Here is a 12750-nt window from a genome sequence, read left to right as displayed (position 1 = left end):
CAAGAAAAATCTGATTACCTATATTAATAGCTTTAAATAAAAATCTTTGGTCTCGCTGATAGTTAAAAGTGGTAGTATCAGTCCATAATTATACACATCGCAAAGTACACTTATATGGAATCCAAAAAAATCATCTCTGAAAGAAGCCTCGCTTACAGTCATTCGGATATGGAGTGAAATACTAACCATATCTGATAATATATAAATACTCAATGTACCAATACCGACACATTTGGATTTTACTAATTATCTCAAAATAGGAAGTAAAGGTAAAAACATAAGATGTTCCTAAATAAATTACAAAACAATGAGTTGAATTTTACACCACTATTTGAGACACGAACTCACTTTTAGCTGAATTAATCCAGAAGCTCAGGAATGATTTTGTAGTTATTCACCAGTAAAGTGGTAGATAATGATTTAATATTTGCTTTGTTTATACTGCTATCTTTCTATCTAATTTGGGGGCAAACTAAAAAGCCTCTCTTTGTGGGAGAGGCTTTTGAGATATGCTCTATTCTCTAAGTTTATTAATACATTCCTTCCATACCAGTAGGCATTGGAGCAGGTTTTTCCGGTTCTTTAATATCGGTTACAATGCATTCTGTAGTCAGTAATAAACCAGCTATTGAAGAGGCATTTTGAACTGCGGAACGAACCACTTTAGCTGGGTCAATAATACCAGCTTTAAGCAGGTCTTCAAATTTGCCATTAGCAGCATTGAATCCCATATTAATATCCGTGTAACCTTTTAGTTTTTCTACTATCACTGCTCCTTCTGCTCCTGCATTAGCAGCAATTTGATAAGCAGGTTTTTCCAGAGCTTTAGTTAGAATCTCCACTGCCACCTTCTCTTCATAGGTTAAATCTTTTAATTCCTGAAGAGCCTTAGCTGCATGAATCAGAGTGACACCACCACCAGGAACAATTCCTTCTTCCACAGCTGCTCTGGTAGCATGAAGAGCATCATCCACACGAGCTTTCTTTTCCTTCATTTCAGTTTCGGTGGCAGCTCCAATACGAATAACTGCAACACCACTGGAAAGTTTTGCCAAGCGCTCTTGTAGTTTTTCTTTGTCATAATCTGAAGTGGTCTCTTCAATTTGAGCTTTAATCTGTTTTATTCTGGCTTGAATTGCTTCAGGATCTCCTGCTCCCTCACGAATAGTGGTATTTTCTTTGTCCACTATCACTTTTTTGGCTCTCCCAAGATCAGCCATCGTAGCACTATCCAAACGACGACCCATCTCTTCTGATATTACATTTGCGCCCGTGAGTATAGCTATATCCCCAAGCATTTCTTTGCGTCTATCTCCGAAGCCAGGAGCTTTAACTGCTACCACATTCAGAACTCCACGAAGTTTATTCACTACAAGAGTAGCAAGAGCTTCACCTTCAATGTCTTCAGCAATAATCAATAAGGGACGTCCCATCTGGGAAACTTCCTGCAATATGGGCAAAATATCTTTCAGAACACTTATCTTCTTATCGTGGACAAGAATTAAACAATCCTCATATTCAGTTATCATTTTATCCGGATTGGTGACAAAGTAAGGAGAAATATAGCCACGATCAAACTGCATTCCTTCAACTTTTTCCAGACCAGTATCTATAGACTTGGCTTCTTCTATATTGATAATACCTTCTTTTCCAACCGCTTCCATAGCTTCTGCAATCAATTTACCAATTTCATAATCGTTGTTGGCTGAAATAGAAGCTATTTGAGCTATCTCTTCACTTTTATTGATTGATTTGGAATATTCGTGTATCTTATCCACGACTACCTTAGTAGCTTTTTCCAAGCCTCGTCTAAGATACATTGCATTAACCCCAGCAGTTACATGCTTTAATCCTTCTTCAATAATAGCCTGAGCTAAAAGGGTTGCTGTCGTAGTCCCGTCTCCAGCAATATCATGGGTCTTTTCTGCCACTTCTTTGCAAAGCTGAGCACCCATATTTTCAAATTCATCTTTCAGTTCAATCTCTTTCGCTATTGTTACTCCATCATTAGTGATTATCGGGGAACCAAATTGCTTGTCTAAAACAACATTTCTACCCTTTGGACCGAGAGTTATCTTAACCGCATCAGCAAGCTGATCTACGCCCTTCTTTAATGCAGTCCGGGCTTCATGTCCATACATCATTTGTTTTGCCATTTTTCTTTATACCTCCATATTATCATATTTTATTAAAGTAAGGTTTAGCAGTCTCAATGATTGAGTGCTAAAATTAAGATAAACCAAAATCTGTCAAGCACAAATTATTTTTTTCTCATTTTGAGATTGACATCTCGGTCTGTTTTGTAGAAAAGGATATTATAATTAATATCTTGGGTGATTTATGGAAAAAATTATAGAGGAATATCTGGCTAATTTTTTACCTGAATTAGCTCAAAGGGGAATCAGAATTACTGGTCAAAGAGGAATAAATTATGGAATTCAACTTAATTTAAGTAAAGAAGAGCAGCATTCCGTACTAAATATTTATTATTCTGAAAAAAGAGGTTTGAGTAAGGTGCTTGGTGGTAAAGATAATAAATTGAAAACAGAGCTTCAGGAAATGATAAAAGATAAAGTAGAATCCGAGGGAAGATTTCATTCCTGGGAGCATTGGATTGGTTCTGATGAATGTGGAAAGGGTGATTATTTTGGATCCCTGGTGGTTGCTGCTTTTGCTCTGGATAGTGATATGCTTGAAGACCTAAAAGATTGGGGAGTGATGGATAGTAAAAGTCTGACTAAAACTCAAATTACAAACATAGCTCAAAAACTTTATTCTAATTATCCTTCTCGCATTTCTTGCATTGTGCTCAAACCTTTAAAATATAATGAAATCATAGCAGATATGCAGCTGCAAGGGAAGAACCTTAATGACCTTCTGGCTTGGCAACATAGCACTGCTATTCTTGCTCTATTAGAAAGAATTCCCAATATTCAGGGTATTTTAGTTGACCAGTTCAGCCGCAGTAAAAAAGTTGCTCATTATCTTAAAAAAAGAGATGTTAGTATTCCTGTGGAAGAACGACCTAAAGCAGAAACAGACCCAGCCGTTGCTGCAGCTTCAATAATAGCTCGGTACCAGTTTTTACAACAAAGAGAAGCAATGAATAATTACTATGGTATGAAGTTTCCTCTTGGTTCCGGGAAAAATGTTATTGAAACTGCTAAAAACTTTGCTGATAAATATGGTTGGAATCGGTTATCAGAAGTAGCCAAACTCCATTTTATAACCAGTCGGTCTGTGCGACAACGCACAATTTTTGATAATTCTACCGATTCAACCCACAAATAACTTGACAGAAACGATAATTTTATATATTAGGATATATATTTAATAATCTATTTTCTCGTAGGACAACAGGCTTACTAATTTTAAGAATACCGCGGATAGATCCCTCATAGGGATTATGGAGCTGAAAAATATGATAAAAAAAGTGGGACGCCTGGACCGCGATGATTACCAATTATTGGACTCTTATGTAGAAAAGATTTCCAAAAATCTGGACAAGGGAAACATTAATCAGGCGCAAAAGCTGATTTATGAAGTTGCTAATACTCCTAACTATTTTGTCCGGGAAGAATTGGGAAAACGTTTAGCGGAATATACAGGCACAGGAAACTTGGATGCAATTTGCTATGAGATGCTGGAAGATCGATTTTATCCTATCCGGGCAACTGCATTATTCTATTTTTATTACAAAAATCAGGACAAACCAGAACTCATTGTCCAGACCTTAGAAAAAACCTTTGAAACCGTTCCCTGGGAAAGCGAGACTATCTGTTCAGAGATGTGGAAAAAATATCCTGATGTCATGAAAGAATATATGCCTCGCTGGGCTGATTCGGATAACCCTAAAAAACGCGCTATGTCTATGCATGGTATGGAATATATAGCCGCTAAAAATCCTCAATATGTATTAACTTTCGTAGGTAGATTGCTGGATGATGAGGACGAGGAAGTTCAAAAAAAAGTTAGTCATATCCTCATTCAAGTTGGAAGACAGCGTCCCCTACAAACCTTTGCCAGTATCCGACGCTGGCTTTTGGATGGTGATGAAAAGCGTGCTAATTTCCTCTGGCAGATTCTAAGAAGATTATCCAGTATCTTCTCTCAAAAAAATATGCGAGATAAGTCTCAAGATTTCTTTTCCATAGCGCTTAGAACCGCACAAGAATGGAAAACTGATTCCAATCCTGCAGTGGTTCAGATGGGAAATAAATTAGCTAAAATGATTAAAAACCAATGATTCACATAATCTTAGTTGAGCCTATCTATGAAGGGAATGTAGGTGCTATAGCACGAATAATGCACAATCTTGGCTTCTCCAGTCTAAGGTTAGTAGGTGCTATGCCGAAAAAAAATGATTTCTATCTGGCTATGCATTCAGAAAACCTGCTCCAACAGGCTCAGATATATCCCACTCTAAAGGATGCTATCTCAGATTTAGACCGGGTAATAGCCTATTCTCGTCGTATGGGAAAACTCAAACCAGTAGATTTTACACCTATTACTGCTGCTCAATATTGTGCTAAAATCCCTCAACTGGAAATAGGTTTAGTCTTCGGTAGAGAAACTTTTGGACTCACGGATGAAGAGGTAGAACTATGCCCTTTGCGTTGTCATATTCCTGCTAATCCAGAATTCCCTTCTATCAATCTTGCTCAAGCTGTCACTATCGCTCTCTGGGAAATATATCGTTTGCCTCTCACTAAAGAACAAACCCAAAAAATTAATGCAGTTAGCGGAAATGACCTTGACAAAATCAAGACTTATATGCTAAGAGTAATGCACAACACAGGATTTTTCCAGCGCAAAGAAACTATAAATTGGGATAATTTCTTAAGTAAAATGCTGGCACAGTTAAACCCTACTAAAGTAATGGTATATCGCTTAAGACAAATGTTTAATAGATGGAATGTACTTATCACCGGTAAGGGTCTGGGATATGAAAAAAATGAATTAAACCCAGCTCATAATGAGTCTAATAAATATAAGGAAATACAAAACTAATTTTAAATAATTCTGGATTTTAAAAAACAGAGATTGAAATGACACTACTTTTAGCTCGAACAAAACTCACTCCAAGACAGGCAGAGATTTTCAGTTACTGTGAATCATATTTCTTTGCCCATGAAAACCCTGGATTAGCCTATAAAAATTCTCGCTATAATCTTGAAGGTTATGATGCCTTTGGTTTAGCAGAATATCAAATTAAAGAGTTACGCAATCACATATTAACCATTTTCCAACCATCTATTACGGAATTAGCCGAGCTGGCATATCCCTTCTTTGCAACTGGAAAATATGAATTCGGAACCTTAGCTATTTTTTTGTTAAAGAAGCATAGACCTCGCTTTAACCGTAGAGTCTATGAAGAGATTAAACTTTGTCTGGATGAAGTGGTAGAAAATTGGACTCATTCTGATTTAATTGCCACCAAAATTACTCCCGTGCTTTTAGAACTGGAAATAGCCTCAATGGAAGATTTTGCCACCTGGCTGGATTCAGAAAGCAAATGGACCAGGCGGGTAGCGGTTGTCACTATGCTCTATCAAAAGGAACGCTTACCAGTCCAAGAATTATTGGATTTTATCAGTCCCCTTATGCAGGATCAAGCTCGTTGTGTTCAACAGGGAATTGGTTGGTTATTGCGTGAACTTAGCGAGTTGTATCCTCAAGAAATAGAAGAGTTTCTCACTCAATACAAAGATTCTGCTGCTCCTATGCTAATCCAGTATGCTACAGGAAAGAACTATAAAGAAAAGAAAAATAACTTTCATAAACCATATGTTAAGAAAGGGTATCAATCCCATCCCAATTACCACAAGAAAAAAAGATATAAGGAAACCGACGATGAATAGAAGATTTTTGTTTTTAACTATCTTGTTTATTCCTTTTCTGCTTACAGCAACAGAGCTAACATTAAACATAAATTTTTCTGACCTGGAGCTCTTTTCTCCACAAGAAAATTATGGTTGGGGAACTTTATCTGTTCCAGGAACACCTCAATTGCCAACTAAAAACTTAAATATCATCCTTCCCCCAGATGCAATTAATGTATCCTATAACTTTGAATTTGCTCCTTTGCAGAATTTGTCTGCACCTGCTCCTGTTATCAATACTCCTTTTAGTGACGGAGAACATTTCCTTTCTGCTTGTGAACATTATCCCTCAACGCCTATGCTAAAATACTTGGGAATTAAACATTGGGGTGATATAAAATTTGTTTCTTTTTCTGTTTTACCTGCTATCTATAATGGAGTATCCTGGCAAATTAGTCCTTCTTTACAGATAAATCTTTCCTGGAGCTTAAATGCTATCTCAAAACCAAATAGAATACCTCCCATTCTTAGTTCTTTACAGAAAAGCAATCAAGTTATAGACTGGTTTTTTGTTAATCCTCAAGATTTACAAAGTTATTACACTTATAATTATTCTAAAGATTATGATTATTTAATAGTTACCACACCAGCTTTATATCCTTCCTTAACTGCTCTGGAAGCTTATCATCAGTCACAGGGTCTGGTCACTTCTTATATCAATATCAATACTATTTTAGCTTCAAGTCCAGGACTTACAGATGGTGAAAAACTCCGAAATTATCTAATCTCCCAATACAATGCTCATCCTTTCACCTATCTTTTATTAGTTGGAGATTATGATAAAGTTCCCGTGATGTATCTCACTCCAGAACCAGATGGTAATGAAACCGTCCCCTCTGATTTCTTTTACAGCGATTTAAGCAGTATCATAGATGTGGATAGTGATGGCCGTCTGGGAGAATATTCTGCTGGAGAAGGAGACCAGGATTATCTCTGTGATTTCACTCCTGAGCTCTTTGTGGGACGCATTTCAAACAATAATGTTAACTATATTTCACAGATTGTAAATCGCACTATTAGCTTTGACAGTAGTGATGCAGTCTGGAAGAAAAAAGCTTTATTGCCTGCTGCTTATCTTAATTATGCCGGGGAACCTGAAACAATTTTTCTGGAAACAGATGGTGCAGTTTTTATGGAATATGCCAGAAACACTGCTTTAAATGATTATCAATGTACTACAATGTACGAACATATGGGATATTTACCTTCTCTTCCATCTGACCTTGATTTGGATTATGACCTCCTGAAAAATCAATTGAATAGCAATAGTTATGGCATCTTGAATTGGAGTGCGCATGGTTCTTCTGTCAGTTCTGCCCGAAAGGTTTGGATGAATGATGATAATGGTAATAATATCCCAGATAGTTGGGAAATGAACTGGTATAGTCTGGTTGATCGTGAAACTTTTGATAATTTGGTCAATCAGGATGGATTAATTCTTTTTGCCGCTTCCTGCAATAATGGTATGCTGGATAATAATTTCTCTTGTTTAGCAGAATATGCTTTACAGCAAAAAGCCGTTAATGTCTGTGCTGCCACGCGTACTGGTTGGTATAAGATAGGCTGGAAAAATCCTGGTTGGGGAGGTTTGAGCTCCTATAATTATCATTTTCTGGAAAATCTAACCAAAAACAATATGTCCGTTGGTGCTGCTCTTGCCTTTGCCAATCTATTACATACGCAATATTATCTCTTTGGTGACCCGGTGGATAGTGATGGCATAATCTATCCAGAACTACAAAATGTTTATACCTATATGCTTTTTGGAGACCCTGCGGTTTACCATCAAAATAATCAAAATCCTCCATTAGGAGAGATACTGGTTTATGAACCGCTTTCTCAAGAAGGTTTACCAGTAGTTAATGCTTTGAATAATCTGGGAAACTTCAATGTAATCTATTCCGATAAACTCATCCCAGATTATAACTATATAAACAATTTTGAAGCTATCTTTTGCCTTTTTGGCTGGGAACCTAACAATTTTATGCCTGAGCAAGGAAGCCTGGAATATGACCTGCTCAATGATTATCTGGAAAATGGAGGAAGAATCTATCTGGAAGGAGATGTGCCTTGGGATTATGATTCTATCTTCTGGTCAAAGTTTGGAACTATTTGTCCGCTTAATACTCTTGCCTATATTGAAGCCATCAGATATGATAAAGACGACCTTTCTATGACCTGGCAATACAATCAAAATGACCCCTTGACTACTCCTTTATTTCCTTATCCTGAAACTGCCTCTGAACTATTTTATACTTCTAATAGCTCTCATCCCAATTTCCCTATCGGAATCTATAATAGCAATGGATATTTTCGCACCATTGCTTCTTCTTTTGCACTTTCCGCTATTGAAGAAGGAGAATACGGCATTAATGATATGATAGCAATTATTCTGGATACTCTAAATGTTCTGAATTTACCACCTACTCCCATTTCTGATTCTGTTCTTACTCCTTCCATTTCTAAGGTGATTACGATGCCCAATCCTTTTTCTTCGCAAATGAGCTTTTGTTTTGAAACGAAAGAACCCTCTAAAACTCAAATACAGATATTTAATCTGCGCGGTCAAAAGATTAAAACCATACAGTCTGAAGCTTTGGGGGCAGGAAAACAAAATATTATCTGGGATGGCTGTGATGCCGGGGGAAAACCTGTTCCTGCAGGTATTTATCTCTGGAAGATGGATAATTCTCAAAGCATTCAACAGGGAAAATTACTCAAGCTTCACTGATGAAATCTGCTTTAAAGAGCATAAATTGATAGGTCACATATGAAAAAAATTAAGATACTAATAATTATTTGCAGTATGTTGTGGGGTTTTTCAAACCTTCTTGCCTCATATTTACCTGCTAATTTCACCAATCAAGGAAATCCTGTCCTTTATAAAAAAATGAATAAACTTGCTTATTCCAATCTCAAGAAATTAGACCATTATCATCAGCAAGCCTATAAGAAATTATTGAAAGAACAGGATGATATATTGATGTCCTATCTTATTGCCTACGAGAGCGATGCTAACTTACAAATAGCAAATCCAGAAGATGTTCTTAGTAATTATTTACAAATCCAATCCTATCTCAATAATTATGGGACTGACCTTTCTCCTGAATTTTTCCTTTCCTATGTTGCTCATCAAACTGTTGCAGACGAGAGAATCACACCTTATAGAGCAGAATTTCTTAGGGATGGCTTACGAGAGGTGCTACAGAACTCTAAAAATGACCTGGAACTTTATCGTGCCGTTTCATTATGGTGCGTCTCACGTTTAAAATTCCAGCCCACTTCAGGAAGAGACCAGGCACCTTTGGATATAACTCAAAAGAGCTATCTGGGAAGATGCGAAGAGATGCAAATCTTGTTTATCTCTGCAGCAAGAACTGTAGGATTGCCAGCTCGTCCTTCTTATGTGCCCTGGTGGTCTCATACAGATAATAATCATGCTTGGGCAGAAGTCTGGATTGATGGAGCCTGGCATTATACTGGAGATATGGATGCTGCTTATTATCCCGATCAAACCTGGTTCAGTGGATTGATTGATAAAACTGTAATTATCCTATCTAAGGGAACTCTTCCTGATGCAACTGACGAAGTTTTAATTCAAGGACGCTACGAATGTGTGATAAATTCCACTTCAATTTATGCTAAAGAACACACTCGTATTCTCAAAATCAAGACCTTGGATGAACAGGATAATCCTCTTCCTGAAACAACTGTCGGTCTGCTGGTTTTTAATTCTGGAACTTTAAGGTCTTTGATTTATATTCAGACGGATGATGAAGGGGAATTTGAGCTAAGTGTAGGCAGGGGTGCTTTTTATCTGGTGGCAGACAATGAAAATAAGCGTGCTATGGAGTCAGTTCCTTCAAGTGAGGATAAAGAACTTTATTATGAACTTACTTTGCAAGAAGGACCCCTACCAGATCAAGATGAAATGCTCTTCTATCCTGCATCTGATTTTACCTGGAAAAATCCTTCTGATGAGTGGAATAATGGGGTGGAACAAGCCAAAGCAAAATGGAATCGTCGTGAACAGCGTTTTCAAGATCGGATTTTCACCTATAGTGATACACTTTTAGGAATAGTCGCATCCTCTTCAAGAGGTAATTATAATTCCTTCAAAGGGTTCGGGTATCGCTATCCTGAACCTCAAAAGGAATTCCTTAATTTCCTTATTTCTGAAGACTTTGATCCTAAATTCCTCTGGCAAGCCAGTTCCGAGCAAATTATTGCTCTCTACAACTTTTTCTTAAAGATTGATGGTCAAAATATGACCTCTTCAGAATTAGCTCCTATTCTTGCACCAACAGTATTTTATGAAGAGCTCCCGCAACCTGTTACTTATAAAAAAGGAATCCCTCAACTCTATCCTGATTCTTTCTACCAGAAAGGGAATACAACTCTGGAAAGAATGAATTCTGCTTCTGGGTGGCTGGCTAAACATTATAACATTAACTCTTCTAAAGCTTTAAGTGGATTGCTTCCACTGGATATTGCTATCAAACAAAAATACCTGACTCCTCTGCAATACAGAATGATGGCTGTAAACATTGCAAGAGCTAACAAAGTTCCTGCTTATTTTTCTCGTCAACCCGATCTCATATTTATCCAGTTTGACAATGGGGACTGGGGTTATTATGATTTGAAAAAAAATGCTCCTCAAGTAGATAGTAGAGATTCCTCAGCCTATACAAAATTGATTGTCTCTCTTGCAGATGAAAATGGAGTCCCTGTGACTGGACTCTCTGATGCAGTTAATCTAACCCGTTATCAGGATGGGGTTTTTTACTGGCTGGATCAAGTTTTTTCGGAAGATGAGCCTGGTTTAATATCTATAAGCGTTCCCAAAGATAGGTATTATCTACAAGCAGGATACAGGGTTTCCGATAGTCAGACTGCTTTTCAAATGAAATATCTGGACTTGTCTGAGACCGATAGTCTTTTCATAAATATTATTTGTCGCGATTATCCTCGCCAGTGGAGTGAAAATCTACCTCCTGAACTCCTATCTATTTTAGAAGAAATAGATAGCTCAAGATATCAGGTTATTCTTATAGGAAATTATGACCAGGAGAATAGTATTCGTCTGGCAGAAAAAATTCGTTCTTCAGGTAAAAATTTCCTCTGGCTGGGTTATGAACCATCTCCTCAATCTATTGAAAATTATACATTTAGTAGAAAATGGCAAATGCTGGTTAATCTGGAAGCACAAAATCGCTTCAGAACTATTACCCTATTTAAACAAGATGGTATATGGCAATATTTTGAGGGGATGTGGGAGCGTTTACCAGAATAATATAATTCATTCAAAAGGGTAAGATATCACCTTTTGGGGTGCGAGATGTCCACTTATTGGGTGCAAAATATCCCCTTATTAGGTGTAAGCTGTTCCCTTTTGGGGTGCGAGATGTCCTCATCTCGCAAAGCCGTAAGGCTTTTCTTCTTTAGTGGTTATATAAACAAAGAATATAAATCTTAGCTTTTAATACATTATTAACAACAAGCTCCTTCGGAACTTCATAAACGGGGACGTTTATGACCCCGTGTAAGAGAACGTTTATGACCCCGCTATAGGGTGCGAGATGTCTGCTTATTTATCACGCATCTATAACTCAAAAAATTACCGCACATTTACAATACGCCCTTTACGAAAGTATTTATATCACATCTTAATCAAGCGTTAATCAAGTCTTAATTTATTAACGCTTGATTAACGAGTGATTAACACTTGATAGCAGAGAAGAGTCAGGTAGAACCCATAATTTAGACCGGATTTACAATTAAAATAGAAAAAATAATTCCCATAACATTTCTTGCAAGAACCTTCAAGATTAAGTCTGATAAAAAAGTCTTGACGAACTAAGCATTTCAAATATGATAAATTATATGAATAAATTGAAATCCTTTTTAGTTGAATATTTGCTCTGGCAATATTTGTGGGGTTGTGTTGCCTGGATGGCTTATCGTCTTTATTCTTTCTCTTTTCCTGAACTTTCAATCTTCGGGATACCTCTTGTTCTTGGCTTCATATTTGGATTTCAGCAAAATAGTTTAGGCGCTAAAGTTGCCAATCCTGATAAAGAAATTAAGGGCTGGTTCTGGAAAGCAGAAATCTGGGCAATTGTAATTATCAGTCTTATAGTAGGCTGGATTATTGTGGAAGTAAAGCCGATTGCTTTTTTCACTCAGGCAGGAAATGCGAAAAATATAGTGCAGGGTCTATTCAATCCCAATTTTAAACAGTTAGTTCCAATGCTGGCAGCTTTGATGGAAACGGTATATCTTGCTCTTTTAGCCACTATTTTTGCGGTACCTTTTGCTTTTATTCTCAGTTTTTTTGCCGCAAAAAATCTAATGTATTCCACTATTTTAGGAAGAATCGTTTACTATTTTATACGCACTATCACTACGATTGTTCGTTCCATAGAAGCCTTGGTCTGGGCGATTATTTTCTGTGTTTGGGTAGGTATAGGTCCTTTTGCTGGAATGCTTGCTTTGTGGATACATTCCATAGCTGCTTTAGTGAAACTTTATTCAGAACAGATAGAAAGCATAGATCCAGGACCAGTGGAAGCTATTGTTGCCACTGGAGCATCCACTCTTCAGGTTTGGCGTTATGCTGTGACCCCTCAAATCCTATCACCCTATCTGGCTTTTACTATCTATAGATGGGATATGAATGTGCGAATGGCAACGGTCGTAGGATTTGTAGGTGGTGGAGGAATTGGATTGGCATTAAATCAACAACAGCAAATGCTTGCCTGGAGAAATGTAGGACTCATCATCTGGTTAATTGCTCTGGTAGTTTGGGTTATGGATATATTTAGTGGCTATCTAAGAGAAAAATTGGTAATGACTTAAGGAGAAAAAG

At 37.2% G+C, this 12750-nt stretch carries 8 protein-coding genes; 7 read left to right on the top strand and 1 reads right to left on the bottom strand.

Annotation, left to right across the window (positions count from 1 at the left end; genetic code table 11):
* Window positions 1–530: 530 nt before the first annotated feature.
* The gene (gene groL, locus E0946_RS01170) at window positions 531–2156 is read right to left on the bottom strand and encodes a chaperonin GroEL (protein ID WP_133200636.1); all 1626 of its coding nucleotides are present in this window, start codon (window positions 2154–2156) and stop codon (window positions 531–533) included.
* A 184-nt stretch (window positions 2157–2340) separates the two neighbouring features.
* On the opposite strand from groL, the gene rnhC reads away from it, so the two are divergent.
* The 7 genes from rnhC to phnE all read left to right on the top strand — a co-directional run bounded on the left by rnhC (window position 2341) and on the right by phnE (window position 12740).
* Window positions 2341–3291: a ribonuclease HIII gene (gene rnhC, locus E0946_RS01165; RefSeq protein ID WP_133200635.1), complete on the top strand. Its 951-nt coding sequence runs from the start codon at window positions 2341–2343 to the stop codon at window positions 3289–3291.
* 130 nt (window positions 3292–3421) lie between these two features.
* The gene (locus E0946_RS01160; protein ID WP_133200634.1) at window positions 3422–4246 is read left to right on the top strand and encodes a DNA alkylation repair protein; all 825 of its coding nucleotides are present in this window, start codon (window positions 3422–3424) and stop codon (window positions 4244–4246) included.
* A complete protein-coding gene (locus E0946_RS01155) occupies window positions 4243–5010 on the top strand; it encodes an RNA methyltransferase (RefSeq protein ID WP_133200633.1) in 768 nt (255 codons plus the stop codon). Before E0946_RS01160 ends, E0946_RS01155 begins: the two co-directional genes overlap by 4 nt.
* A 38-nt stretch (window positions 5011–5048) precedes the next feature.
* Entirely contained in the window at window positions 5049–5861 is an 813-nt protein-coding gene (locus E0946_RS01150; protein ID WP_133200632.1) for a DNA alkylation repair protein, read from the top strand.
* Window positions 5854–8613 carry a C25 family cysteine peptidase gene (locus tag E0946_RS01145; protein WP_165942045.1) on the top strand — a complete coding sequence of 920 codons (2760 nt, stop codon included), beginning with the start codon at window positions 5854–5856 and terminating at the stop codon, window positions 8611–8613. Before E0946_RS01150 ends, E0946_RS01145 begins: the two co-directional genes overlap by 8 nt.
* Window positions 8614–8652: 39 nt before the next feature.
* The gene (locus tag E0946_RS01140) at window positions 8653–11175 is read left to right on the top strand and encodes a transglutaminase-like domain-containing protein (protein ID WP_133200630.1); all 2523 of its coding nucleotides are present in this window, start codon (window positions 8653–8655) and stop codon (window positions 11173–11175) included.
* A gap of 590 nt (window positions 11176–11765) precedes the next feature.
* The gene (gene phnE, locus E0946_RS01135) at window positions 11766–12740 is read left to right on the top strand and encodes a phosphonate ABC transporter, permease protein PhnE (RefSeq protein ID WP_133200629.1); all 975 of its coding nucleotides are present in this window, start codon (window positions 11766–11768) and stop codon (window positions 12738–12740) included.
* Window positions 12741–12750 lie beyond the last annotated feature (10 nt).

This window comes from Candidatus Syntrophosphaera thermopropionivorans, from assembly GCF_004353895.1.
In the GTDB taxonomy this organism is placed as follows: Bacteria; Cloacimonadota; Cloacimonadia; order Cloacimonadales; family Cloacimonadaceae; genus Syntrophosphaera; species Syntrophosphaera thermopropionivorans.
The sequence above is the reverse complement of the archived record's forward strand: the minus strand, read 5'-3'. Positions and strand labels throughout refer to the sequence as shown.